Origin of the sequence: Glutamicibacter sp. BW77, assembly GCF_002332285.1 — a bacterium.
Lineage (GTDB): Bacteria > Actinomycetota > Actinomycetes > Actinomycetales > Micrococcaceae > Glutamicibacter > Glutamicibacter bergerei.
The window spans coordinates 21180-47034 of the sequence record NZ_NRGT01000037.1; the positions used below are offsets into that span (position 1 = coordinate 21180).

Annotated in this window: 26 protein-coding genes; 5 read left to right on the forward strand and 21 right to left on the reverse strand. The window is 60.1% G+C overall.

Features of this window, described 5'->3' with window-relative positions; genetic code table 11:
• Window positions 1–12 precede the first annotated feature (12 nt).
• The 3 genes from CIK74_RS03905 (at window position 13) to CIK74_RS03915 (ending at window position 2933) form a co-directional block, all read left to right on the forward strand.
• Complete coding sequence (locus CIK74_RS03905) at window positions 13–1314, forward strand: M1 family metallopeptidase (protein ID WP_096254464.1); 1302 nt, start codon at window positions 13–15, stop codon at window positions 1312–1314.
• Between the two features lie 116 nt (window positions 1315–1430).
• Window positions 1431–2327, forward strand: a complete 897-nt coding sequence (ppk2, locus tag CIK74_RS03910; RefSeq protein ID WP_096254535.1) for a polyphosphate kinase 2 — start codon at window positions 1431–1433, stop codon at window positions 2325–2327.
• Window positions 2328–2477: 150 nt separating this feature from the next.
• Window positions 2478–2933, forward strand: coding sequence for a VOC family protein (locus CIK74_RS03915; RefSeq protein ID WP_096254465.1), 456 nt, complete (start codon window positions 2478–2480; stop codon window positions 2931–2933).
• Window positions 2934–3090: 157 nt separating this feature from the next.
• Here CIK74_RS03915 and CIK74_RS03920 read toward each other — a convergent pair whose 3' ends face one another.
• The 9 genes from CIK74_RS03920 to infC form a co-directional block, all read right to left on the reverse strand.
• Window positions 3091–3303, reverse strand: coding sequence for a hypothetical protein (locus CIK74_RS03920; RefSeq protein ID WP_096254466.1), 213 nt, complete (start codon window positions 3301–3303; stop codon window positions 3091–3093).
• Window positions 3304–3464: 161 nt separating this feature from the next.
• Entirely contained in the window at window positions 3465–6005 is a 2541-nt protein-coding gene (gene pheT / locus CIK74_RS03925; protein WP_096254467.1) for a phenylalanine--tRNA ligase subunit beta, read from the reverse strand.
• A gap of 3 nt (window positions 6006–6008) precedes the next feature.
• Window positions 6009–7088, reverse strand: coding sequence for a phenylalanine--tRNA ligase subunit alpha (locus CIK74_RS03930; RefSeq protein ID WP_096254468.1), 1080 nt, complete (start codon window positions 7086–7088; stop codon window positions 6009–6011).
• A 116-nt stretch (window positions 7089–7204) separates the two neighbouring features.
• Window positions 7205–7855, reverse strand: a complete 651-nt coding sequence (locus CIK74_RS03935; protein ID WP_096254469.1) for a hypothetical protein — start codon at window positions 7853–7855, stop codon at window positions 7205–7207.
• Between the two features lie 65 nt (window positions 7856–7920).
• Window positions 7921–8364: an NUDIX domain-containing protein gene (locus tag CIK74_RS03940; RefSeq protein ID WP_096254470.1), complete on the reverse strand. Its 444-nt coding sequence runs from the start codon at window positions 8362–8364 to the stop codon at window positions 7921–7923.
• Window positions 8365–8374: 10 nt separating this feature from the next.
• Entirely contained in the window at window positions 8375–9232 is an 858-nt protein-coding gene (locus tag CIK74_RS03945) for an RNA methyltransferase (protein ID WP_229677056.1), read from the reverse strand.
• 136 nt (window positions 9233–9368) lie between these two features.
• A complete protein-coding gene (gene rplT / locus CIK74_RS03950) occupies window positions 9369–10025 on the reverse strand; it encodes a 50S ribosomal protein L20 (RefSeq protein ID WP_096254472.1) in 657 nt (218 codons plus the stop codon).
• Between the two features lie 103 nt (window positions 10026–10128).
• Window positions 10129–10323 (reverse strand): 50S ribosomal protein L35, encoded by a 195-nt coding sequence (gene rpmI, locus CIK74_RS03955; protein ID WP_096254473.1) that lies wholly within the window; start codon window positions 10321–10323, stop codon window positions 10129–10131.
• 169 nt (window positions 10324–10492) lie between these two features.
• Entirely contained in the window at window positions 10493–11182 is a 690-nt protein-coding gene (infC, locus tag CIK74_RS03960; protein ID WP_096254474.1) for a translation initiation factor IF-3, read from the reverse strand.
• Between the two features lie 294 nt (window positions 11183–11476).
• Here infC and CIK74_RS03965 point away from each other — a divergent pair, with 294 nt between their 5' ends.
• Window positions 11477–11842: a DUF1844 domain-containing protein gene (locus tag CIK74_RS03965; protein WP_096254475.1), complete on the forward strand. Its 366-nt coding sequence runs from the start codon at window positions 11477–11479 to the stop codon at window positions 11840–11842.
• Window positions 11843–11982: 140 nt separating this feature from the next.
• On the opposite strand, the gene CIK74_RS03970 is transcribed toward CIK74_RS03965, so the two are convergent.
• The 8 genes from CIK74_RS03970 to CIK74_RS04000 form a co-directional block, all read right to left on the reverse strand.
• Window positions 11983–13320 (reverse strand): MFS transporter, encoded by a 1338-nt coding sequence (locus CIK74_RS03970; RefSeq protein WP_096254476.1) that lies wholly within the window; start codon window positions 13318–13320, stop codon window positions 11983–11985.
• Window positions 13321–13341: 21 nt separating this feature from the next.
• Window positions 13342–14223, reverse strand: a complete 882-nt coding sequence (locus tag CIK74_RS03975; protein ID WP_096254477.1) for an SseB family protein — start codon at window positions 14221–14223, stop codon at window positions 13342–13344.
• 227 nt (window positions 14224–14450) lie between these two features.
• Window positions 14451–15188, reverse strand: coding sequence for a bifunctional 1-(5-phosphoribosyl)-5-((5-phosphoribosylamino)methylideneamino)imidazole-4-carboxamide isomerase/phosphoribosylanthranilate isomerase PriA (priA, locus tag CIK74_RS03980; RefSeq protein WP_096254478.1), 738 nt, complete (start codon window positions 15186–15188; stop codon window positions 14451–14453).
• A 22-nt stretch (window positions 15189–15210) separates the two neighbouring features.
• Window positions 15211–15363 (reverse strand): hypothetical protein, encoded by a 153-nt coding sequence (locus CIK74_RS18670; protein WP_170947736.1) that lies wholly within the window; start codon window positions 15361–15363, stop codon window positions 15211–15213.
• Entirely contained in the window at window positions 15364–15999 is a 636-nt protein-coding gene (gene hisH, locus CIK74_RS03985) for an imidazole glycerol phosphate synthase subunit HisH (protein WP_096254479.1), read from the reverse strand.
• The gene (hisB, locus tag CIK74_RS03990; RefSeq protein WP_096254480.1) at window positions 16000–16620 is read right to left on the reverse strand and encodes an imidazoleglycerol-phosphate dehydratase HisB; all 621 of its coding nucleotides are present in this window, start codon (window positions 16618–16620) and stop codon (window positions 16000–16002) included.
• 25 nt (window positions 16621–16645) lie between these two features.
• A complete protein-coding gene (locus tag CIK74_RS03995) occupies window positions 16646–17752 on the reverse strand; it encodes a histidinol-phosphate transaminase (RefSeq protein ID WP_096254481.1) in 1107 nt (368 codons plus the stop codon).
• 74 nt (window positions 17753–17826) lie between these two features.
• Window positions 17827–18180: a LysM peptidoglycan-binding domain-containing protein gene (locus tag CIK74_RS04000; protein WP_096254482.1), complete on the reverse strand. Its 354-nt coding sequence runs from the start codon at window positions 18178–18180 to the stop codon at window positions 17827–17829.
• Window positions 18181–18435: 255 nt separating this feature from the next.
• Here CIK74_RS04000 and lexA point away from each other — a divergent pair, with 255 nt between their 5' ends.
• Window positions 18436–19152 carry a transcriptional repressor LexA gene (gene lexA / locus CIK74_RS04005; RefSeq protein ID WP_096254483.1) on the forward strand — a complete coding sequence of 239 codons (717 nt, stop codon included), beginning with the start codon at window positions 18436–18438 and terminating at the stop codon, window positions 19150–19152.
• Between the two features lie 88 nt (window positions 19153–19240).
• Here the strand turns inward: lexA and CIK74_RS04010 are convergent, their stop codons facing one another.
• The 4 genes from CIK74_RS04010 to hflX form a co-directional block, all read right to left on the reverse strand.
• Window positions 19241–20359 carry a glycoside hydrolase family 76 protein gene (locus CIK74_RS04010; protein WP_096254484.1) on the reverse strand — a complete coding sequence of 373 codons (1119 nt, stop codon included), beginning with the start codon at window positions 20357–20359 and terminating at the stop codon, window positions 19241–19243.
• 89 nt (window positions 20360–20448) lie between these two features.
• Window positions 20449–22146: a DUF222 domain-containing protein gene (locus CIK74_RS04015; protein ID WP_096254485.1), complete on the reverse strand. Its 1698-nt coding sequence runs from the start codon at window positions 22144–22146 to the stop codon at window positions 20449–20451.
• A 67-nt stretch (window positions 22147–22213) separates the two neighbouring features.
• Window positions 22214–24211: an ATP-dependent DNA helicase gene (locus tag CIK74_RS04020; protein ID WP_096254486.1), complete on the reverse strand. Its 1998-nt coding sequence runs from the start codon at window positions 24209–24211 to the stop codon at window positions 22214–22216.
• Entirely contained in the window at window positions 24204–25772 is a 1569-nt protein-coding gene (hflX, locus tag CIK74_RS04025; protein ID WP_096254487.1) for a GTPase HflX, read from the reverse strand. Before hflX ends, CIK74_RS04020 begins: the two co-directional genes overlap by 8 nt.
• Window positions 25773–25855 lie beyond the last annotated feature (83 nt).

Here is a 25855-nt window from a genome sequence, read left to right on the forward strand (position 1 = left end):
GGACCGCACCGCATGCCGCAGCAGCTAGATGACTACACCAAACACCACGGTTCCGAGCAGTACACCGTGGAGCACTATGACCTGGAGCTCAAGTGCAAGCTGGCCAGCAACCTGCTCGAAGGCAAGGCCGTGTTGCACATCCGCGCACTGGTCGACCTCGATGTGGTGCGGCTAAACCTGCATGGGTTGCGCGTGCTTAAGGCCACCTGCCAGGGCAAAAAGCTTGCGGCCACCAAAAGACACCACCGTATCGAGGTGAAGCTGCCCGCAATGCTGCCCGCCGGCGAACAGGTGGAACTGGCGCTGCGTTATGCCGGAAACCCGGGGGTGGATAACGGGATGTGGGGAGAGGTCGGCTGGGAGGAACTAACCGACGGGGTGCTGATTTCTGGTCAACCCACCGGGGCGGCCACCTGGTTCCCCTGCAACGATCATCCCAGTCACAAGTCCAGCTACCGTTTTTCGATCACCACCGATGCCGGCTACCGGGCGGTGGCCAATGGCGAACAGGTCAGCTACTCCCGGGCCGCGAGCGCGGACACCTGGGTCTACGAACAGCGTGAACCGATCGCCAGCTACATGGCGACCGTGCAGATCGGACGCTACAGCGAAATCCCGTTTGATACCGAAGGCCACCTGCTGGCCTACGCGGTGCCCGGCATGGATTTGGCGGTGCGTGGCGCCTTTGCCAAGCAGGGCGAGATGGCCGAGGTTTTTGAACGGCATTTTGGCCCCTACCCGTATGCCAGCTACAAGATTGTGGTGGTCGACGACGAGCTGGAAATCCCGTTAGAGGCCGCCGGGCTGAGCATTTTTGGGCGCAACCACCTATCCCTTGACTGGGAGGCACAACGGCTGATCGCGCACGAATTTTCGCACCAATGGTGGGGTAATTCGCTGACCTTAAAACGTTGGACAGACATCTGGTTGCATGAGGGATTCGCCTGCTTCAGCGAATGGTTGTATTCCGAGTCTGCCGGGCTGCTCTCGCTGGCCGATCGGGCCCGAGCGGCTTGGGAAAAGCTCGAGCAGTCCGCGCAGGACCTGGTTATCGGCGCCCCGGGGCCCGAGCTGATGTTCGATGACCGGGTATACAAACGCGGCGCGCTGGCGTTGTTCGCGCTGCTGGGCGAAGTGGGCGCCGAAGCCTTCTACACGATGCTCAAGGAATGGGTCGCCACCCACGCCCATGGGCATGTGGACACCGCCGCGTTCCTCGCGCACGCCCAAGGGTTCGCGCCAGGCACGCTTGATGTCGCCGCGCTGTTGGAGCCCTGGCTCTACGAACAGGCATTGCCGGCCTTCCCGCGCTAGCGCACCTCCCACCACGGGTGCCACGTGGCGCAGGCCATACGTCATAAACGCCTAAGTCAATGAACGGTTAGCCAATTGTTCATGAGGTGTTCACCTGGCAAAAATACACTGGAGTCATGACGGTTGAACTCCCCCTGCTTGAAGATGCATTTCGCGGCTACCACGTGCTGGACAACGACGACGATGACCCGGTGCTGGTGCGCGCGGACGGCTCCATCGTGGACACCTGGCGCGAGGACTACCCCTACGACGCCAAAATGGAGCGGGCGGCCTACGATACGCAGAAGCGTGCGCTACAGATCGAACTGCTCAAGCTGCAAAAGTGGCTCAAGGCGCACGATCGACGGCTGATGATCGTCTTCGAGGGACGCGACGCGGCCGGCAAAGGCGGCACGATCAAGCGCTTCACCGAACACCTGAACCCGCGTGGGGCACGCGTCGTCGCCCTGGAAAAGCCGACCGAGCGCGAATCCACCCAGTGGTATTACCAGCGCTACATCGAACACTTTCCGGCCGCCGGGGAGATCGTGCTCTTCGACAGGTCCTGGTATAACCGTGCCGGGGTGGAGCGCGCGATGGGGTTCTGCAGCGAAAATCAGGTCGAGCACTTTTTGGAGCAGACCCCGCACTTCGAGCGGCTGCTGGTGGAGGAGGGCATCGACCTGGTGAAATTCTGGTTCTCCGTCTCCGCCGCCGAACAGTTCACCCGCTTCCTCATTCGCCGCATCGACCCGGTGCGCCAGTGGAAGCTCTCCCCCATGGATCTGGCCTCGCTGGACAAGTGGGATGACTACACGGCCGCGAAAAAACAGATGTTCCTGAAGACCGACACCGAGCATGCCCCATGGACGGTAGTGAAGTCCAACGACAAGAAGCGTGCCCGGCTGCAGGCCATGCGCCACGTGCTGAGCCGCTTCGAGTACAAGGGTAAGGACCACGCGCTGGTCGGCACCCCCGATCCGCAGATCGTCGGGCGGGCTGCGAAGGTCATCAGCCACGGCGAAGAGTTCTAGTCCTGCCCTTCACGCCACTCGCCTCTCTTGCAGCTCGGTGGCGCCCGGCACTACGCTGGGGCAACCGATACGCTCCGGCGTTGCCCCTGGGACGGCCTGACCTCTGGCGACGCTACCTCGAAGCGGTGCGCGAATTCTGGAGGAAAAAACATGGCGGAACCAAAGACATCACAATCCGAGGCGCGACCGGCGACAGCGCCCGCGCCCTACATCCTTTTTCCGGGCACCGCCGCCCACGCGTTGGAACACTACCAACATATTTTTGGCGGAACGCTCGCGCTCTTTAGCTATGCAGAATTTGCGCGCACCGACGGGCCTGGCGAGCACATCGCCCACGGCATGCTGCGCGGGAGGCTCACTCTGTACGCGGCCGATGCCGCACCGAGCGAAGAAGCGGTGTCCACACAAGGGTTAATGCTCAGCCTGCTGGGCACGGCGGCACCCGAAATACTGCACACTTGGTTCGACCAGCTCGCCGAGGGCGGCACGGTACTTGATCCGCTGGCGCGCAAACCATGGGGCGCCAGCGACGGGCAGGTGCGTGACCGTTTTGGGGTGCACTGGCTCATCGGCTACGAACCGGAACAGTACAACAAACCAACGTGAGCGCGGTGAGGCCAAGGGCGCGATGGAGCCTAGTTCGGAGTCGAACACCGGGATAAAGTGTTCTACCAGGGGACAAGGATCGGAAAAATGGTGCAGCGCCTGCTTCCAGCGCACCGGCAGGATAGCGTGTTCCACGATCATGGTTTTGCGTTCGCTGCTAGGGTCCGCTCGGGCGCCCGGGCAGCGGGTCCGCGGGCGGTTCGCTGAATTCCATGCTCGGGGTCGGTGGCTCTTCCAGATGTGTGCCGGCGCCGCGCTGGATTAGATTTACCGCGCCCATCGCCAAGAACACCGCCACCGCTACCGCGAGGGCTCCAAGCACCACAATAAGCAGCACCGCGCCAAGTCGCGCGGCGATCCGTGAACCCATGGCAATGCCCCCGAGGTAAGTTGTGTGGAGCTTAATTCTACCGCGCGCCTGCAGGCGCTGGCAGATGCATGCAGGACAAAACCAACGCCCCGGGGTATTCCGCGTGATTGCAGATACCTCGGGGCGTTGGTTGCCCGACGCGAAGCGCCGATTGGCATGGTTTAGCGCTGGGTGGCGCCGAACTTCTCGGTGGCCAGAGCTACCGCGGCGGCCCGCGCCTCGGAGGCTTCATCGGCGGTCAGCGTGCGGTCCGCGGCGCGGAAACGCAAACCGAAGGCCAACGACTTCTTGCCCTCTTCGATGCCCTTGCCCTGATACACATCAAACAAGGTGATGTCTTCGAGCAGTGCGCCGGCACCCTCGCGCAGGGTGTCAAGCACGTGACCGGCAACAACGTGTTGATCAACGACCAAGGCAACATCCTGGGTAGCCAGCGGCTGGGTGGACAGTGACTGCGCCACGACCACCTGCGGAGCGGCAGCCATCAGTGCAGCAGCGTTCAGCTCCATTGCCACGGTGCGCGGCGGCAGATCGGCGTCCTTGAGCAGCGCCGGGTGCAGCTCGCCGGCGTAGCCAACCACTTCGCCAGCAACCTTCAGTGTGGCGGCGCGGCCCGGGTGGAAGGCCTGATGATCGCCCTGAGCAACCTCCAGGTCAACACCAAGGATGTCCGCGACGGTGCGTGCGGCATCCAGTGCGTCGGCCCAGTCCCAGGCACGCGGCGCGAACCCGGCGGCGGCCGAAGCCTCGTGGCCGGTGAAGACCGCGGCTAGCTGCCATGGCTGGTTGGGGACACCGTTGTACAGGTCCGCTAGCACCTCATCGCTTGGCTTAACGCCCAGCGGAGGGAGGAACGCCGAACCGAGCTGATCGTCTGGCAGGAACACCAGACCGCCCTCGTACAAGGCCAGATCGCGGAAGCCACGGCCGATATTGCGTCGTGCGGTGTCCAGCAGACCCGGCAGCAGGCTGGTTCGCAGGAAACGGAATTCCTTGGAGATCGGGTTGGCCAGCGACACGGCCTTCACCGTGGCGCCAGCTTCCGGAGTGCCGAACATGTTGTTCTGCGCTTCGGAAACGAACGGGTAGGTCAAGACCTCGGTCAGGCCAGCATCGGCCAGGCCCTGCAAGAGGCGCCGGCGCTGGGACTGGGTCCGGGTCAGGCCGCGCCCTGGTGGGGCCACCGGCAAGGTGGCCGGGATCTGGTCGTAGCCAACCACGCGGGCTACTTCCTCGACCAGGTCTTCCTTGATTTCTAGGTCCGGGCGCCAGCTTGGTGCGCTAACCAAAAAGCCCTCGGCGTTTTGCGCGACGGTTGCACCAATTCCCTGTAGCGCGGTAATGGTCTGCTCGTCGGTGTACTCCACGCCGATCAGTGCCCCGGCGAAACCGGCTGGCAACTGAATCTGGGTGTCGGCCGGAACAACGCCTGCGTCGGTGACCTTGCTGGTCTCGGTGCCACCGGCCAGCTCAACGAGCAGATTCACCGCACGCTGCGCGGCGATGTCCATGATGTGTGGGTCAACCCCACGCTCAAAACGCTTGGAGGCTTCCGAAGGCAGCTTGTGGCGGCGACGGGATCGTCCGACGGACACTGCGTCGAAGTGTGCAGCCTCGATCAGCACGGTGCTGGTGGACGGACCGACCTCGGTCGCCGCGCCACCCATGACGCCAGCAATACCAATAGCGCCTGACTCGTCGGTAATCAGCAGGTCCTCAACCGACAGCTCGCGGCTCTTTTCATCGAGCGTGGTGAGCTTTTCTCCGGCGGCCGCACGACGCACGGTGATCGCACCGGTGAGCTTGTCCGCATCGTAGAAGTGCAGTGGTGCGCCAAGCTCGAGCATCACGTAGTTGGAGATGTCGACAACCAGCGAGATCGAGCGCATGCCTGCCAGCTGCAGGCGCGAGGCCATCCAGCGTGGGGTGGGCAGCGATGGGTTGATGCCGGTGACTTCGCGAGTGACAAAACGCGTGCAACCGGGCACGTCGTAGATGGGTGCGTCGTCGGACAGGATGACCTGGTGTCCGGCTTCGGTTGCCTCGGTGACGGAAATGGTGGTTGCCGGATCGGTGAAGGAGGTGCCGGTGGCCAGCGCGTATTCGCGGGCTACGCCGCGGATCGAGAAGCAGTAGCCGCGGTCCGGGGTCACGTTGATCTCCGCGGCCTGATCGTTCAGTCCGAAAAGCTCAAAGACGTCGGTGCCCATTTCTGGGTCTAGTCCGTAGTTGGAGAGCACCATGATGCCGTCGTGGTCTTCGCCGATGCCCAGCTCGCGGGAGGAGGCGATCATGCCGGCAGAAACATGTCCGTAGGTTTTGCGCGGGGTGATCTTAAAGTCCCCTGGCAGCACGGCGCCGGGCAGGGTGACAACAACCTTGTCACCCTCCACGAAGTTGTGTGCGCCGCAGATGATGCCCTGCACGCCGCCCGGTTCGATGCCCTTACCGGTCAGCGTCTGCTCGGTACCTTCGGGCACCACGCGGACCTGGCACCAGTTGATGGTTTTGCCGTTGGTTTGTTCTTCCTTCACCAACGAGAGCACCTGACCGACGACGATCGGGCCCGAGAGCGTATCGGAGGGACGGTGTACGTCCTCTTCTTCCAAACCGACCTTCACCAGATCGGCCATCAAGTCTTCGGCGCTCGCATCGGCCGGAAGCTGCGTGTATTCGCGCAGCCATGAAAGTGGAATACGCATAACTTAAATCTCCATCCCGAAGTGCTGGCTGAAACGAATGTCGCCCTCGATCATGTCGTGCATGTCGGGAACGTCGTTGCGGAACATCAGTGTGCGCTCGATGCCCATGCCGAAGGCGAATCCGGAGTATTCTTCCGGGTCGATCCCGGCGGCGCGCAGCACGTTCGGGTTGATCATGCCGCAGCCACCCCACTCGATCCAGCGCGGGCCGCCCTTGGCACCGGGGTGCCAGATGTCCAGCTCGGCGCTTGGCTCGGTGAACGGGAAGTAGGCCGGGCGCAGACGGATCTGTGCATCTTTGCCGAACATCTGGCGGGCGAAGTGCTCCAGTGTGCCGCGCAGATCGGCCATGGTCAGGCCCTTATCCACGGCGAGACCCTCAAACTGGTGGAAGACCGGGGTGTGAGTGGCGTCCAGCTCATCGGTGCGGAAGGTACGGCCCGGGCAGAGCACGTAGACCGGAACCTCACGCTGCAGCATCGAACGCACCTGCACCGGGGAGGTGTGGGTACGCAGCACCAGGTGCGCGTCGGCCGGCTCGATGAAGAAGGTGTCCTGCATTTCGCGGGCCGGGTGGTCCGGCTTAAAGTTCAGTGCGTCGAAGTTGAACCACTCGGATTCGACCTCGGGGCCTTCGGCGATTTCCCAGCCCATGCCGACAAAGATGTCGGACACGCGGTCCTGCAATACCGACAGTGGGTGGCGAGCACCGACGCGGCGACGGCGCGGAGCCGCGGTGACGTCGACGGTCTCTTCTTCCAAGATGCGCGCGGCCTCGGCCTCTTCAAGCACTACCGTGCGGGCGGCCAACGCCTTGTTCACGCGTCCGCGGGCGCCACCGACGAGCTTGCCGGCCACCGCCTTCTCGGACTTGTCCAGCTTGCCGATCTGGCGGTTGGCCAGCGACAGCGCGGACTTCTCGCCGGTGTGGGCGAGTCGTGCATCTTTTAGTTCAGTCAGGTCGCCAGCGGATTCGATGGCTGCCAGTGCAGCTTGAACCGCGGCGTTGATGCCTGCTTCATCTGTCGGATGCGGTGCGTTGAGCTCCGCTTCCGTTGCCTCTTGGATTGTCTGATCAGACATGGGATCGATCGATCCTTCTCTTATCTCGTGGAACTATTAGTCCCTATTCTATTAGCTAAGGCCCGTCAACGTTTCAACGATGACGGGCCCAGGCCGTGAAGAAGCTAACGATTCCCTTAGTGAGCGGCTGAATCCTTGGCTGACTTCGGTGCAAATGCGAAAACGAGGATCATTGCTAGCACCAGTAGAGCGCCACCAAAAACTAACGAGTAGAACATCGTGTAGTTTGCTGCCCCGGTAGCCTTGTACTCGTTTGCACCGGCAATCATGTCGAAGGTGACGGTGTGGTGATCAACCTCGCCGGCGGAGTGGGTGAGCACCTTACCCGGGAAGCTGACCTGCAAGTTTGCCTCGGTGAACTGCTCGTTGACCGCGACTTCACCTGCGCCTGGCATCGAGAATCCGAATTCGCCGTCCTGATCGGACAGGGTAATTGGGAAGCCGAAGAGCATAAAGGCGTCCTGTAGCTGGACAAAGTTCATCTTGCCGATGGTTTCAAAGCGCAGACCGACGTTTTCCCCATCGTCGATGGTGGTGTAGCTCCACTGTCCGCCCAGAATGTTATCCAGCTCGTCGGTGTTCATCTGCGTAGCCAGCACGTCCTCGAATTTCTGGCCCTGCAGGTTTTCCTGATGAGTGGTGAGCTGCAATGCACCGGTAGCCTGATCGGCACCGGTCACGTTGACCTCAGCGTTCATGTTGACGCAGCCGGATAGGGCCAGCATTGCGGTAAAGACCAGCGCGAGAACGCCAAGAAGTCTCTTCACTCGGATTACTCCTAAAAATTTTGTGGGTTGGTTACGGGTTGCCGATTCCAGGCACTATGACCAGCTTACGCGGTTGAGCAGGTAGACCCCGCATGAGCTTGGGCCAGACAGGCAGTCACAATCGGGGCGTCGGCCTCGATCCACGGCACTACTGTGCCCAAGGAATCATCGAGGCCTAGCCAGGCCAATTGGTCGTGTCCATCGAGCGTGTCGGGCGTTCCCTCGCTGATCGTGGCGAACCAGACGCGCATTGCTGCCCGCTCATTGAGCACCCAGCCCTGGGCATGCGGCCCGATGATTTCTGCGCCGAGATTCAGCTGCACGCCAAGTTCCTCACGCAGTTCGCGGTGTACCGCATCGATCTGCGACTCCCCCGGTTCGACCTTGCCACCGGGAAATTCCCAGAGCCCGGCCAGTTCAACCGGACGATTACGACGGGCTGCCAACATCTTGGTGGGTGATTCAAAACTGTCGATGATCGCTACCGCGACGATTTGTTTGAGCTGCATCGGGCGACACCTATCGCTGGGCGCGAGCCGACGCGTAGAGGCACACCGTCGCGGCGGTGCTCACGTTCAGTGATTCGGCCACCCCGTAGAGCGGTACCGCGACGTTGAACTGTGCCAGCGCCTTCTCTTGTTCGCTCAAGCCCTGGCCCTCATTGCCGAAAAGCCAGATCGTGGGTCGTTCCAGTGCTGGCTCTTCTGCGCTCACGGACTCCAGTGCACCAGCGCGTAATACTGCGCTATCTTGCAGCGTGTCCAGGTTGTGTTCGGCATAGCCATCGGCCGACAAAATTTGGAAGGAAACTTCGGCACTATTAATATCAGCCACAACCTGTGCGAGGTCTACGTCGCTGAGCACTGGCAGGTGGAAGAGTGAGCCGGCGGTGGAGCGGACGGCTTTGGGATTATAGATATCGACGCTGTCCTTGGTGATAATCACCGCGTCGGCTCCGGCGGCATCGGCGGCGCGCAAGATGGTGCCGGCATTACCCGGATCCTGAATGCGGCACAGCACGGCGATCAATTTCGGTTTGGTGGCCAGTACTTCGAAAAGCTGCGGCTGGGACATGGCAACGACGGCGAGGATACCCTGAGGGTTCTTTGTGTCTGCCATGGCGGAAATGACATCGCCAGTGACAAAGAAGGTGTGGATGTTGCCCGCCTCGAGCAAAGTCGAAAATTCCTCATGACTTTCCAAGAATCCGGGCACCACGTAGACCTCTTGAACCAGCTGGTCGTTACTTTGGTGGGCGAGCAGTGCTTCGCGCACAGCTTGCGGACCTTCGGCGAGGAATTCGCCGGTTGCTTCCCGCCCCTTACGGTGGGCTAGCCGGGCTACTGCCTTCACTCGGTCGGCGCGTGGATTGGACATCACATCATTGGAGAAGCTGGTCATATAACGAGAATACCGGTAGAAACACCGAAGGGTGGGCTCCGCACTATGTGCGGTGCCCACCCTTCGGTGTGATCTGTCCTACCTGAGGCTTAGCTCAAAGGGAGAAACGGATTTACTTCATCTGCTGGCGGGATTCTCCACCAGCTGGCTCGAAGCCTGCAGCCTTAGCAGCGTCGGTCGAGTTGAACCAGAACTCGGCTTCGGTCTGCTCGTACCAGGTGGAACCTGGAACGTGGTACTTGTTCGAACCGGCGTTGCCCTTGATGACGAAGCCTTCTGGTGCGTCTTCGCCCTCAACGGCCTTGACTACGCCTTCGCCTTCGACGGACTTAGCTGCTGGTGCAGCAGCCTTAGGAGCCTTAGCTGCCTTTGGAGCAACTGCTACTTCAGCGTTACGTGGTGCGTTGACGTCTGCTGGAAGAGCGTCCTTAGCAACCTTAACCAAGGTAGCGAAAGCGTTCGAATCCGAAACAGCAAGCTCGGAAAGCATACGACGGTCAACCTCGACCTCAGCGGCCTTCAGGCCCTGGATCAAGCGGTTGTAGGTCAGACCGTTAGCGCGGGATGCAGCGTTGATACGCTGGATCCACAGGCGACGGAAGTCACCCTTGCGCTTGCGACGGTCATTGAAGCTGTAAACGTACGAGTGGAGCAACTGCTCCTTGGCCTTACGGTACAGGCGCGAACGCTGACCGCGGTAACCCTTTGCGCGTTCCAGAACGACGCGACGCTTCTTATGGGCGTTTACTGCCCGCTTCACACGTGCCACGTGTGTACTCCTTCAAGTCAGTTCCTCCCACCGGGCTTACCCGATGAAAGTGAAATCTATGGTTGTTGGGGTGGTGCTTCCCCGAATTGCGAAAAGGGAGAGCTTAGATGCCCAACATCCGCTTGATGGTCTTAACATCGGCCTTAGCGACCAACTGGTCAGAAGCCAGGCGGCGAGTAACGCGCGAGGACTTGTGCTCCAGGTAGTGACGACGGTTAGCCTGCTGGCGCTTGAGCTTGCCGCTACCAGTCAGCTTGAAGCGCTTCTTGGCGCCACTGTGAGTCTTGAACTTCGGCATAGCTGCCGTTCTCCTAACGTGCTCCACATAAATCGTTAGATCTGTGGGGATCATCCGAAGCGGACCCTCTTGGCAAGGTGACCGCTGCTGTTCTCTTGATAGTTGGAACTTCTCAAGGAAGCTCCTTCATCGTTTCCGATGACGGGCCCGAAGGCCCAACAGACTTGGGCTAAGCTTCGTCTTCAGCTACGTTGCGAGCCTGCTCCAGCTTGGCACGAGCATCGTCGTCCATCGCAGCTGCGACGTTCTGACCCTCGGTTTCATCTGGGGCGTCGGTGCGGATCTTGCGCTTCGCGCTATCCCGGCCACCGGACTTCTGCTGTTGCTGCTGTTCGCGGCGAGCTTCTGCCTTGTTCTTCAGCGGACCTACCACCATGACCATGTTTCGGCCATCGATGCGAGGCGTGGACTCTACAAGTCCTACCTCAGCGACGTCTGCTGCAAATTTTTCGAGCAAGCGAATGCCCATTTCTGGACGCTGCTGTTCACGACCGCGGAACTGGATCATGGCCTTAACCTTGTCGCCTGCGCCTAAGAAGCGTAGTGCGTGGCCGACCTTGGTCTCGTAGTCGTGAGTATCGATCTTCAGACGGAAGCGAACTTCCTTCAGGATCGTGTTGGTCTGGTTCTTACGAGCTTCACGAGCCTTGACTGCAGCTTCGTACTTAAACTTGCCGAAGTCCATCAGCTTGCATACAGGAGGCTTGGCGGTCGGTGCGACCTCAACCAAGTCCAGATCGGACTCGACAGCTAGACGGAGTGCGTCCTCAATACGGACAATTCCTACTTGCTCACCATTGGGTCCGACGAGACGTACCTCTGGCACGCGAATGCGCTCATTAATGCGTGGATCGCTGATGTGTCACTCCTGATTTTCGTAAGTCACTTACTCGCAAACAAAGAAGGCCTCCGTCTGCGAGGTGCAGGCGAAGGCCAAAACATAGACGACATAATAGTTAAACGAATCTCATCGCAAAACTATTTCGGGATACCGCGAGGTATCCTGCCGAATGACCCGGAAGCCTCAACGGCTACAGCGGGTGGGAGTTGGCCTCCACTTGCATGGCTCAACACTGATCTCTTGTGGACATCATCCGGATACCGGACGCTCTCAAGTACCTGTATTGAGTCGGTCTATGACAAGCTTAGCAGTATGAGTACCGAAGACACCAACTCGCAGCAGGAAGCCGTCGCACAGCAGATGCGCGACATCGCCGAAGTTCCAGCAGTAGAAATCGTCACCACCGCAGCGGTCCACCTAATGAGCGCAGCAGCGGTCAAATGTGGACTGGCAGAGGGCGAAGATGCCAATGAGCTGAAGGATCTTGATGAAGCTCGCAAACTAATTACGGCGCTAGCTGGCCTAGTCACCGCCGGCGCACCGGAGATTGGCTCGCAGCATGCAGCTCCTTTGCGTGATGGTTTGCGTAGCTTGCAGCTAGCCTTCCGCGAAGCCTCGTTGATCCCCGACCAGCCAGGTAAGGGCCCGGGCGAAAAGTACACCGGTCCGGTCAACTAGCCTTTATTACACAAAATTTAAGAGATTAACGTCATGGACTCGCTTCCCTTTGGGAAGCGAGTCCATTGTTCTTTAGCCCACTACTGAGGTGAAATCGCTGCGCGAGAAGCGCGCGGGAACGAATGCCGGGCATCGCGGAGCTATCCGATGGCTTCCAACCTGCGGCGACGGGCGCGGCGTACACGGCGGCGAATCTGTTGGGCGATCAGCGCAATGATCACGATGAACACCGCCAACGCACCGATGCCGATGAAGGCTTGCGCCGGGCCAAGGGTGTCAACGAAGATTCCAGTCAGCGGTGAACCGAGAGCGGTGCCGGTGGTCATCGCCGAACCGTACCAACCCATCGCCTCGCCGCGGCGTTTTTCCGCGACCAGATCGGTGAGCCATTCGGAGGCCGCCGAGAGTGTTGGGGCACAGAGGAATCCGGGGGCCAGTGACAGTAGGGCCAGGGACCAGGTGTCGGTGGCGAAGTACATGGGCACGGTGAGTATGGCCATGGCCAGGAGCAGCATCAGCGGGGAGATCGAACGATTCATCGCTCCATAAAGCAACCCGCCAATGAGCGAGGACCCGCACCAGAAGAGGAACACGATTCCTAGGTCTCCGGAGCGTGATTGGGCTTCAAGCTCCGCGACGATACCCACTTCGGTGCCGGTGAGTAGCGCTCCGGCACCGCCGGCGGCGATGAAGACCGCAAGCACCGAGGCGCTAATCCAGTTAAACCTGCCCTTAAAGGCTCGGCCTCGGCTCTTAATTCTGGCGCGCGCGGATTTCCACCCGGCGGTAATCAGTTCGCCTTCCACCTCGGCTACGCCAACCGGTGCAGCGGCAATGAAGCTGGCTTCCGCGCCGAGACGTTCCTCATGCACGTTGGCACGCATCGCGACCGCTTTCGGATCATCGCTGCGTGTGGGTGGGTTCAAGATCATGAGCGCGAGGCCAGCGAGCGAGGCGGTGATTCCGATGACGCTCAGTCCGATGGTGCTGCTGATCTGCGTGGCGACGATTCCTGCGGAGGCCGGTCCGACGATGAAGACTAGTTCGGTTCCGGTGGCATCGAGCGCAAAAGCCGTGCGGCGTTGGTCTCCGGTGGTCATGATGCCCAGCGCCGTGCGCACCACGGAGAACACCGGTAAGGAAAACAGACCGCCAATGAATGCCAGAGGGTATACCCATTCCAGTGCAACGTGGGGCACCGTGCACCAGACGAGGGTTTCGACAAAAATTGACGGGATCAGCGCCCGGCGTAGACCCCACGCATCAACGCGGGCCCCACGCCACGGTGCGCCAATTGCGATACCCAAGGTCATAAGTGCGGTGACCAGACCGGCAGATACCCAACTCTGATCGAGGTTTGTGACCAGATGCAAAAGCAAGAGCATGCTCAGCGCCGAATGCGGAAGTCGGGCAATCATTCCGATGACCAGTAGCGAGGAGATCTGCGGTTGCCGCAGAATCTGCCAATACCGTTTCATACCCGGGCTTTTCCTTCTCTATTAGTTGGGTGCGCTGTGCAAGCTCACTTCGATCGAATCTACCGCTTCGGCGAATTCTTGGTTTTGGGCTAGTAGCCCATGAATGTTTTGGGTGATGTGCCGGGCTTCGGCCTCCGGAGTGCCGGCGGCAAACACGAACTGCAAATTCAGCTCCGGCCCGGCTCCCCCACCTAGAACTGGGGCGCCTAGCTGGTCACGCGAACCGACTCCGCGGCCCGGAGCAAGCTTCACCGTCCGTAATTTCTGGTGTCCGGTGGTAGCTTCTTCGACCAGCTTGGCCACCTGCTCATTCAAATAACTCGGGGTCCAGTCAACCTGTTTAGCCAGCGTCCACATCCCCGGGCGGCGCAGCACAAAGGTGAAGTCGCTGCCTGGATCGAGCACTAATAGCTGGGCTTCCTCGCTGACCGCGGACAGGGCCGCGCGCGGGGCATACACCGCAACCGGTCGGGCCTGATCGTGCCATGCTTGCAGGCGTTCAACGGTAGTGAACACTGGTAAGGCCATGCGGCCATCGGGTGCCTTAATTTTCACCAAGGCCATATCCGCTTCCTTGTCGGCGGCGAAACCGTGCTCGGTCATCGCTTCCTCACCCAGTTGCGCGACCACAGCTACGAAGATCCGCGCCTGGGAAAGCGCGCGATGGACCCCCGCTTCATCTCCGGTACCAGCACGCAGTTCGGCCAGGGCTTGGACCACTCCAGCGTCGGCGGATCCATCGTCCTTATCAAATTTGTGCAGGGGGTTTTCTTCGCCACTTAGATCGCGACCATCCCAGCTTTGGCCCGCAGAATCAGCGTGATTCCCGGCCTGCGCCAAGGCCGCTGCAATGTGGCCTGGCAGGTGTCGGGCGGGTTCTGATTCTGGGTGCAAAGCGCTCATAAAACAATGCTATCTGGCGCGCGCAAATAGAAAAGACCTCAATGCTCCCTCCGCCCATGAGGTTGGCCACCCAATGAGTTTTGCGACAACGATAAATTCGCGTTCCCTCAGCGTCGATGACGTGCACGGTTCCCGGCTTTGCCACGCGCCCTGTGACACGATGGCGAATTAAAAGCAGGACCCGAGGTAGCACAGGCGCTGCCTCGGGTCCTGCAGATATCGTGTGGTTAGTGGCGGCCGGCCACGTCTAGTGCTTGCGCAAGAGTGAACTGACCTGCGTACAGGGCCTTGCCCATGATCGCTCCTTCGATTCCCTCGGAGACCAATTCGCGCAGTACGCGCAGGTCTTCGAGCGAGGAGATACCACCGGAGGCAATGACCGGTTTGCTGGTCTTCGCGCAGATTTCACGCAGTAGCTCAACGTTCGGGCCACGAAGTGTTCCGTCCTTGGTCACGTCGGTGACCACGTAGCGGGCGCAGCCGGCATCTTCCAAACGGGCGAGCACGTCCCACAGATCGCCCCCGTCCTTAGTCCAGCCGTGGCCAGATAGGGTGGTTCCGCGAACGTCCATGCCGACGGCGATTTTGTCACCGAAGCGTTCGATGGCCCGAGCGGTCCATGCTGGATTTTCCAGTGCGGCCGTGCCCAGGTTTACGCGGGTCGCCCCAAATTCTAGGGCGCGTTCCAACGATGCATCGTCGCGGATGCCACCGGAAAGCTCCACCTTGATGTTCAGTTCTTGCGCGATGCGCTGGACCACATCGGTGTTGTTACCACGGCCGAATGCTGCATCGAGGTCCACGAGGTGCAGCCATTGGGCGCCTTCGCGCTGCCAGGACAAGGCAGCTTCCAGTGGGTCGCCGTATCCGGTTTCCGATCCGGCTTCGCCCTGGACCAGGCGCACTGCCTGACCGTCGGCGATATCTACCGCCGGAAGCAGTTCAAGAATAGGTAGCTCGCTCATAATTTCCTTCTATCACTAATGTCTAGAGTGTCTGGACCCAACCGGCGACGATTGCCGCGGCGGCTAAGGCCCATAATGCGATGATCCAGGACAGGTGTGCCTTCTGGCGTTGCAGCGAAATCGCGCCACCAGCCAAAAAGGCTCCGAGGGCCATCAGGAGAATTGCCCAAATCATTTAGAGCGTCTCCAACCAGTTACGCAGCAACTTTGCGCCCGCGTCGCCGGATTTCTCCGGGTGGAACTGCACTGCCGAAAGTGGACCATTTTCCACCGCTGCAACAAAGTCGGTTCCGTGAGTAGACCAGGTCACCTGTGGCGGGGTCATCGCCGGCTGAGTGACATCAAATTCCCACTTTTGCACCGCGTAGGAGTGCACAAAATAGAACCGTTCATTCTCGATGCCGGCAAAAAGCTTCGAATTTTCTGGTGGGCGCACGGTATTCCAACCCATATGCGGGATGACCTCGGCCTGTAAACGTTCGACGACACCGGGCCATTCGCCGATCCCTTCGGTTTCCACCCCGTGTTCAACACCCTGCTCGAAGAACACCTGGTGTCCTACGCAGATGCCAAGCACTGGTTTGCCGCCTGCAATGCGTCGGCCAATCCATCGCAGTGCGCCGGTTTTGGCTAGTTGCTCCATTACCGATGCGTAAGCTCCCACGCCGGGAAGGACCAGGCCGTCGGCGTCGAGGATGGCTTTAGCATCGGCGGTTAGCTCAACTTCTGCTCCCGCAGCTTCCAACGCGCGCACTGCCGATCGGACATTTCCGGAACCGTAGTCGAGGACAACTACTTTCTTCTTCGCCACTTACAGGGCACCCTTCGTGGATGGGATTTTGTCACCCATGCGCGCGTCTGGCTCGACGGCTTCACGCAAGGCGCGGGCGAAGGACTTGAACTGTGCTTCGACGATGTGGTGCGGGTCGCGGCCCGAAAGCACCTCGATGTGCGCGCAAATCTGTGCGTGGAAGGTGATCGCCTCAAATACGTGGCGCGTCATCGAACCGGTGAAGTGTCCGCCGATCAGGTGGTATTCCTGACCTGCTGGCTCGCCACCGTGCACCAGGTATGGACGGCCTGACACGTCGACCACCGAACGGGCCAGCGCCTCGTCCAGTGGTGCGTAGGAGGTGCCAAAGCGGCGAATGCCTGCCTTGTTACCCAAGGCAACACGAAGTACCTCGCCGATGGTGATTGCCACGTCTTCAACCGTGTGGTGCACGTCGATGTGGATGTCACCGGTGGCACGCACCGTCAAATCGATCAGCGAATGTTTGGATAGGGCGGTGAGCATATGGTCGTAGAACGGCACGGACGTGCTGATCTCCGAGGTTCCGGTCCCATCCAGGTCCAGCTCGACAAAAACTGATGATTCGCTGGTCACGCGTTCCATACGGGCGCGACGAGCGCCAATCAATTCGGCAGACATGTCTTCCTTCGCTTGTGTGTAAGTGCTATTTCTGTGCGCCCAGCAACGTGGCTAGGTGCTCTAAGAAGGCGGTGGTTTCGGATTCGGTTCCGGCGGTAACGCGCAACGTACCTTTGATTCCATTGTCGCGGACGATGATGCCGGCATCCAGCAAACCCTGCCAGATAGTGTGTGGATCTTCCAACCCGCCGAAGAAGACAAAATTCGAATCCGAGACCGATGGCTTCAGGCCGAGCTCAGTCAACCTCGTGACGATTCGATCGCGCTGCGTCTTGATCTCTTCAACTTGGGCCAGCAACAGGTCGATGTTCTTCAACGCAGCGATGGCAGTCGCTTGGGTCACCGCAGACAGGTGGTAGGGCAAACGCACTAGACGAATCGCGTCGGTTACTTCGGGAGCTGCGGCTAGGTACCCTACTCGGGCTCCGGCCAGCCCGAAGGCCTTGGACATCGTGCGCGAGATGATCAGCCGCTGACGGCCGTCAAGTAAGGTAAGCGCCGATTTGGTGTTTGCCAACGAAAATTCCGCGTAGGCTTCATCGACCACCACGATGGCCTTGGTTTCACTGGCTGCCTCGTAGACCGCTTGGATGACGTCTAACCCCAGCGCCGTGCCGGTGGGATTGTTTGGGGAGCACAAGAAGATCACATTTGGCCGGTGGGTACGCACCTGTGCAGCGGCGGATTCGGCACTGAGTGTGAAGTCCTCGGCGCGGGTGCCAGCGATAAATTGAGTATCGGTGCCGCTGGCTAACAACGGGTACATCGAATACGTGGGGACAAAGCTCAGCAGGCTGCGTCCCGGCCCACCGAAGGCTTGCAGAATTTGCTGGAGAATTTCGTTAGAGCCGTTGGCCGCCCAGATGTTCTCGCGATCCAGGTTGTGTCCCAGGTAGTCGGCGAGCAGTTCACGCAGTTCGGTAAATTCACGATCTGGGTAGCGGTTGAGGGTAGTGGCCGCCTTGGCGACTTCTTGGGCGATGGCGTCGACTACGCTTGTTGGCAGCGGATGCGTGTTCTCGTTGACGTTCAGCTGAATGGGAACGTCGATTTGCGGCGCACCATATGGGGAAAGCCCGCGGAGGTTCTCACGCAAAGGCAGCTGACTCAGAAGTTCACTACGGTCATTCACGCATTAATTCTAATGGTGAGTTGCTCTGCGTGGTGAATCCACGACAAGAGCAGGTAACAATGGTGAGCTAATACCTAGTTCGCGAGTACCGGAATGTTGATGGTGTCCCCCGCGTAAAGCATGCCGGTATCGATCGCGTTCAACTCTTCGATATGGTTCATTGCCGCGTTAACCTCATAGCCCTGCGCATACTCACTAGCCAGACTCCATAGTGTGTCCCCTGGAATGACCGTGACTTCTACGGTTTCCAGACCGGCGGGGAGGTCGGTAGATGCGTTGGCGCTGGAGGTGAGCATCGTGAAGAAGAACGCCGCGGCGATCGTCAACAAGAAGACTGGGATGCCCACTAGGACAGCCCACCCACGACGATTGATGCGGATCTTCAGCGGCGCTTTGTCTTGCTGCGGTACGAGTGCGAGCGTAGTCATGACATTTCTCCTCAACGATTTTAATGATGCGAACTGATATTCGAATACAGACTTCGAACACTTGTTCGATACTAGTACATCTTTTCTAACAGACTCTGATCGAACTTGTCCAGACTCTTTCGAACAAATCTTTGAAAGAAGCGACAAAATCAACTAAGATTTCGAAGTAGAAGATCAGTAAATACATCACAACATTGGGCACCGACAGTTTGAAGGTTAGAACTGAGGACCGAATGCAAGGGAAGGCAAAACCACATGTCAGCATCACAGCGCACTCCCCGGTCAAATGCCCGATCGCTGACCATACGTCAGAAAAAAATCCTCGAAACCATTCAACGCTCGATCGGCAGAAACGGTTACCCGCCATCGATGCGTGAGATTGGCGACTCTGTAGGACTTAAGAGCTTGTCCAGCGTGACCCACCAACTCGGGCAGCTGGAAAAACTTGGGTACATCCGCCGAGACCCCCGCCGCCCGCGCGCCATGGAAATCCTGCTCCCCTTGCAGCTGGCTGAAGATGGCGATTCAACTGAGGAAACCTCGACCACACCGGAGCCGGTAGAAGATGCCAAGGTGATCGAGCTAAGCACCTCAGCCGACACCACCATGGTGCCTCTGGTCGGACGGATCGCCGCCGGCGGGCCAATTTTGGCCGAACAAACCGTCGAAGATGTATTCTCGCTACCGCGTCAGTTGGTGGGACACGGCGAATTATTCATGCTCAAGGTCTCTGGTGATTCAATGGTGGACGCCGCAATTTGCGACGGCGACTGGGTGGTTGTTCGTCGCCAACAGACCGCCGAAAACGGCGATATCGTTGCAGCACTGCTCGACGAGGAAGCCACTGTGAAGACCTTCCGGCAGCGCGATGGGCACACCTGGTTGCTTCCACAGAACTCCCGTTACGAACCGATTCTTGGTGATGCAGCGACCGTAATGGGCCGCGTCGTTTCGGTCATGCGCTCGCTCTAATCCGAGAATGTTGAAACGTTTTTAAAGTAGTCAGCCACCGTCCATGCACCGATTAGAAGTGCGTGGACGGTGGTTTTTTCATGCCTACCTAGTCGCGCTGCGCACCGGTACGGCACACGCGTTGAGCCGCTTGCAGGATCGTCCAACGTTGGATCGCCGCCGAAAGCTGCGTCTCAGTCCTGTCGGCAAGCTGCGCTGCCGTGAGGCAAATAAGCCGCGCAGCAGTACGCTGGCTCGCTGCGGGAAGCCGCGGGTCAAGCGCGGCTAGAGCAAGGTAGCGACAGAGAATTCCGGTGAACAGATCCCCGTCGCCACCGGTGTCCAGGCGTAACCCGGTGCCATGATCATCGTTGGACAGCTGCACGTTGATCGACTCAATAAGTGATCGTGCCTGAGCTAGATGTTCGGCGCTCCCGCTGGCCAATAGCGCGCCGAGCACCGTGCCTTGATTGTAGGTATAAATTGCGTGTTCAAGCTGCGGGCCGCTGGCAGTTAGCCGGATGCCGTCAAGGTAGAGTCCGGTGCGTTCATCGTGCAGATTGTGGCGCATCCAGTCCAATAGATGCTTACTGCTCTGAACATCGTTAATCCGTGCAAAGTACAAGGCTGCCGGACCGTTGGAAGGGGTGTTTTTGAAGTCCCGTTTACGTGACCAGTAAAGCCCGCCACCTAGTTTGTCGTCTTGGCCGAGTACCATCTGGCGGCCCAACGCCCGCATTGCGAGGGTGGACAACAGTGCAGGGCGCGCCGAAAGTTGCAGACTCAGCTCGTTCAGCCGGGTCGCTGCGAGAAGTAACCAGGCCATATCGTCGTAGAAGTAATTGGGGAAGCATGCGAAATTGCGGATGAGGACGCCACGCAGCAACTGTTTAGCGCGCTCCCAGTTCGCACGTGCCTTGCTGCGGTCCCCCGCCTGCAACGCGCTGAACGCCGCATCAATGATCGCATCCAGATAGTGTGCCTGCCACCAATAATGCCATTCGGACCAGGGGCGTGCGCCTGCCTTAGGTAGCGGTTGATCAGGCAGTGCGCGCAACGCGCCGATCCAGGTACCGGGTATCCCCATCAGCCGATGCCCAAAACGTTCATGTATGTCGGCTTCGGCTGACAGGGCCAGACGGTGCCAGTGTTCGGCATCGGTAATATCGTGCGCAGCTGATGGCGAGTCTGCGTGAGGATCGTGCATTGGATCATGCGCTGTGCTCATGGACCCCTCCCAGCTGTCGAAATTCCGTGGCTGGGTACCAGCGTAGTCCGAATTCACCGATGCATCGAGCACTGTTTAGGCGCAGCCGATTAGGCGGCGAGCACCTCGGCGGCCGAGAACCAGTGGGTGTTGCGTCGAGGTTGTTGATCGGGGTCCAAAAATTTGGGCAGTAGCACCGCCGGGGGTTTGCCGTCGGCGACGATCAGGGTAAATAGTCCTGCGTGCCGGGCATGATGGTGCATTGGGCAAAGCAGTGCCCCGCGGTCCACCCGTGTTTCTCCGCCTTCCTCCCACGGATCCACGTGATCCGCTTCGCAACGGCTGGCTGGCATATGGCAGCCCGGGTAGATACAGCCGCGGTCTCGTGCGGCCAACGCACGTTTCATATGGGGTGGGAAGAGCCGTTTGGATCGACCGATATCTAGCGGTTGACTCTTACCGTTGAGTACCGCGGGGTAGATTCCGGCGTTGCACATGAGGGTGCGGGCCGCGGCAGCGGTGAGCGGCAGACCGTTCTCGGTGGTGGCAAAACTTTGCGCACCGGCAAGCATTTTTTCGTAGTTCAGGTGCACGATGACTTGTGGAGCGACCAATGCCGCGCCGGAATCTTTGCTGCCCACACGGTTGGCACGCAAGACTGCCAGCAATGCGGTCATGTGGCGTAGTGCCGGGGAGAGGTCTTCGAAAGGAGGTAGCGCGGTAGGCTCTACCACAGGATCGATGCTCGGCTCCGGTGTTTTAGGTGCGTCTGGTTCCGTGGCCTGTGCCTCGCGAGCCCACTGAGGCATCGTCGGTGCGTCGTCCCATTCCTTCGGGATGCGCGGCGCGCTAGGCGGCTGAGGTGCTGTCTTGGAGGGTCCATCCGGTTCGCTGGCCACCGCTGTCTCGAGGGGATCTGTTGGGTCTGTGGGGTCTGCACCCGGCTGGTTTGCGGCCGCGTAATTTGCCTGCGTCAGCTCGTTCAGTAGCACCCGGTTGCCGGCGATGGTGTTGGGGTTATTCGTTTTGGCCCGCAATGATTCGATGAATTCTGCTTCGTGCGGGAAAACCTTGAGCAGGTAGACCATCAGGCCGCGCTGCATACCGCGTGAGAACAGGCCAGCTTCGGCGAAGAGTGCCGCGGCCGGACGCTGAGCGTGAATCTGCTCGGTAATCAACGCGTTGAGGTGCTTGCTCGCGCTCGTTGCATCCTCCGCTTTGATCAGTTCCAGCGCCTGCATTTCCAGTTCCTGGCGAGCCTTCGGCGTGGACAGATCTGGGGTGGCTTTACAGATGGCGCGAGCCGCGCTGATCAGCGGACGCGGATCGGTGCTCTGGTCGGTAAATTTGTTGGCCAGGTGGCGGCAGTTAGGTTCCGTGCGTTGCCCTGACTCGGTGACCGTAGCGATCAGTGATCCGGCGGCATTGAGCCGAGCAACTGCCGCGCCGTGCGGGATGCCCAGCCAGCCGCTGTGCAGATCGGCGGCGTCTTTATAGGCGGCCCGGCCCAGCGTGCAGTGCCCGTGTAGTGCGATGAGTTGTTCATCGCTGGGATCTGTACCGGCTTCGGTGAGCGCATCCAACGATTCGGTGTCCAACTGGTGACTGCCGCTGCGTTGCAGGGCGTCGGCGGCCTGAATTTGTAATCGTGAGAGCGTCTGGGTGGCGCGCTCGGTCAGCCAAGCGAAATAGGCCGCGTGCCCCGGAGCGAGAGCGTCGGAAGTGAACTGGGAACCGGCAGCATCCAGCGCGGTGATGGCTTGGGCCATCGCCAACAGGTGCGACTGGGTGCTGGTAAGTTCTTCCATACCCACCACCTTGCGCCCGGGGTGCGCTGTGCCGCGCTGATCGGGCGCAGGCTGTGGATAAGGCCCGTTATGCTTCTGGTTTCAGCCGCGAGAGCACCCCGGTGATGACCTTTTTGTCGGTCGTCGGCCACATGGGAGGCAACGAGCTTTTCAGGAAGCTGCCGTATCGGGCGGTGGCCATGCGCGAATCAAGCACCGCAACAACACCTTTATCTTGCACCGAGCGGATCAGTCGGCCGGCGCCCTGGGCGAGGCGGATCGCTGCGTGGGTAGCGGAGACCTGCATGAAGCCATTGCCGCCGTGTTTGGCGACGTCCTCGGTGCGGGCCTTAGAGATCGGATCGTCCGGGCGCGGGAAGGGAATTTTGTCGATGATCACCAAGCGGCAGGAATCGCCTGGCACGTCAACACCCTGCCAGAGGGTCATCGTGCCAAACAGGCAGGTGTCGCGTTCGGCGGAGAAGTCTGCAACCAAGGATTTCATGCTCGCATCACCCTGACAAAGGATTTTAACGTCAAGCTTTTCGCGCAGGATCGCGGCGGCTTCCTCCGCCGAGCGCTTGGAGGTGAACAGGGCCAGCGCGCCACCACCTGAGGCGCTAATCAAATCCTCGATCTCGTCCAGCGTTTCGGCTGCCAGCTGGCGCCCGGGCTTGGGCAGGTGCTTGGCCACATAGAGAATGCCCTGTTTCGGGTAGTCGAACGGGCTTCCCACGTCGATGCCGGTCCAGCTTGGGGCCCCTTGGCCCATCAGTCCCAGAGAACCTGCAACCGCATCAAATTGTGAGCCGATGGCCAAGGTCGCGCTGGTGAGCACGACGGTGCGCCCATCAAAGAGGCCCTCGCGAAGTTTGCCGGCTACCGACAGCGGTGCCACGTTCAGCGTTGCCGGCTGGGAATCATCGGTTTCTACATAACCGCGGCCCTCCACAAATTCGCGTGGTCGAGAGGTGTAGAGCACCTCGCGGCGCTCCTCGGCTTCGAGCATGCGGATCGCGTCGTCCATAATTGCCTGCATTTGTGAGCGGGCAGTCTGCCGGCCACCGTCGGCTGGTGCGTTGGCCTCCGGTTTGGACAGGGCCAATACCAACCGGGCCTGTTCGACGATGTCGTTCAGGGCAATGCCCATATCTTCGCGCAGTCCCTGTTCGAGCAGCCCGGTAGGCACGCCGGTCAGCGACTTTTCCAATCTTGCCGTGGCCTTGGTCAGTTCATCGACGTTAACACCGCAGTGCCGTTTGGCACCACCGGCAGCGGTAAGCACCGTGCGGGCCGACAACGCTCCGGAGACCGAAGAGGTCACCCGGTCTTGCAGTTCGTGGGCCTCATCGATGATCGCGACCTCAAAGTCCGGCAATACCGAGAGCCCTTCAAAGGCGGAGACCGCAAGTAGCGCGTGGTTGGTGATGACCACGTCTGCCTCGGAGGCGCGGGCCCGAGCCATTTCGGAGAAGCATTCGTCGGCCATCGGACATTTTTGCGAGCCCAGGCATTCCATGGCGGACACCGAGACCTGTTTCCAGGCCTTGTCGCTGACCCCGGGGATCAGCTCGTCGCGGTCACCGGTGTCGGTTTTATCCGCCCAGTCGCGCAGTTTGAGTACCTCGGCGGCCAGCGGGGAGAACATTTGTCCGGCCGGAGCCGCCGGGGCGTCCATTTCAAACAGGGTGCCCTCGTTATCGTCGGGGTAGCCCCCGCCGAGCTTGTACTGGCACAGGTAGTTGGACCGGCCCTTGAGCAATGCCACATCCATCGGACGCGACAATTTGCCCTTGAGTGATTCAAGCAGCCGCGGCACGTCGCGACCGACGATTTGCGACTGCAAGGCCAGTGTTGCGGTGGAGACGATCACCGGTTTGGCACTGGTTTGTGCGTGCGCGAGCGCCGGGATCAGGTAGCCCATTGATTTGCCGGTGCCGGTGCCGGCTTGGACCAGCAGGTGCGTTTCCTCTTCGAGGGCTTCGACTACATGCTTGACCATTTCCTGCTGGCCGGTACGCATCGAACCTCCCATAGAGGTCACCGCGGTTTCGAGAAGGTCCAAGACCTGCGCTTGCTTATCCATGTAGGTTGAAAGGCTCCAATTGAACTGCCAGAGATTCGCGAACCTTCACGATCATCCGTGTTCCGTGTTCGGTGTGCTCGTTTTCCAGTATTTCCGATTCGCTCTGATGCAGCTTGGCGATCAGATCTCCACGGTTATACGGCAGCATAATTTCAAGTTGCACCGTCGGGCGTGGGATCGAGGTGCGGACCAGTTCCAGCAGTTCGGTGATGCCGGCTCCGGTGCGTGCGGAGACGACCGCGGTATTGGATTCGCGGTTGCGGATCCGTTCGATGACCATGGGATCGGCCACGTCGGATTTGTTCAGCACGATGATTTCGGGAATGTTCAGCGCGTCGACCTCGCCGAGTACCTGGCGTACCGCGTGAATCTGCCCCTCGGGGTCCGGGTGGGAAGCGTCAACGATGTGCAGGATCAAGTCCGAATCGGCGATTTCTTCCAGCGTCGAACGGAAGGCCTCCACCAGTTGGGTGGGCAGGTTGGAGACGAAGCCGACGGTGTCGGCCAGCGTGTAGGTTAGCCCGTCGGAGGTTTGCGACTGCCGCACGGTGGGGTCCAAGGTGGCGAACAATGCGTTCTCCACTAGCACCCCGGCGTTGGTCAGACGGTTGAGCAACGAGGACTTGCCAGCGTTCGTGTACCCGGCGATGGCTACCGCGGGGACCTGATTGCGCTTGCGGTTTGCGCGTTTGGCCTCACGAGCAGGTTTCATCGCCTTAATTTCGCGGCGTAGCTTGGCCATCCGATCGCGAATGCGTCGGCGGTCCATTTCAATCTTGGTTTCACCCGGGCCACGCGAACCGATACCGCCACCGGCGGCACCTACTCGGCCACCAGCCTGACGGGACATCGACTCGCCCCAGCCACGCAGGCGCGGCAACAGGTATTCAAGCTGTGCCAGCTCAACCTGGGCTTTACCCTCACGGCTAGCGGCGTGCTGAGCGAAAATATCCAGAATCAGCGCGGTTCGGTCGATGACCTTCACCTTGACTACATCTTCTAATGCGCGACGCTGAGAGGGAGCGAGTTCCGCGTCAACGACCACGGTGTCTGCGCCGGTGGAGGCGACGATATCGCGCAGCTCAATGGCCTTGCCCGAACCGAGGTAGGTGGAGGAATCTGGTTTGCTGCGTCGTTGCACGACGCCGTCAAGCACCTCTGAGCCTGCGGTTTCTGCCAGTGCCGCCAGCTCACGTAATGAGTTTTCGGCATCTGTGATGGTGCCAGAGGTCCACACACCGGCGAGCACCACTCGTTCCAGACGTAGCTGGCGGTATTCGACCTCGGTGACATCTTCCAACTCGGTGGATAGACCGGCCACGCGGCGCAGTGCCCGGCGCTCGGCCAGGTCCTCTTGGTCTCCATCGAAGGATGAATGCTCGGCTGAAAAACGGTTCAACGCGGTAGCCTGCCCGGAGAATATACTGTCTTCGGCGGGTTGCTCGGCGTGGAATACCGCTGGCGCTTGGGCGTCGTCGGCCGCAATGATGCGATCGATGGCGGCCTGAATTTGGGCATCGTCCATGGATGCTGGCTGCTGCGGTGACTCGGAGTTAGTCATGGTCTCCTTAGAAGAACTTCTTAATACAGAATAGTGCTGTGTACCCCCACTTTGCGAGGTGGCGCGGTTGGGTGTCGGTGGGT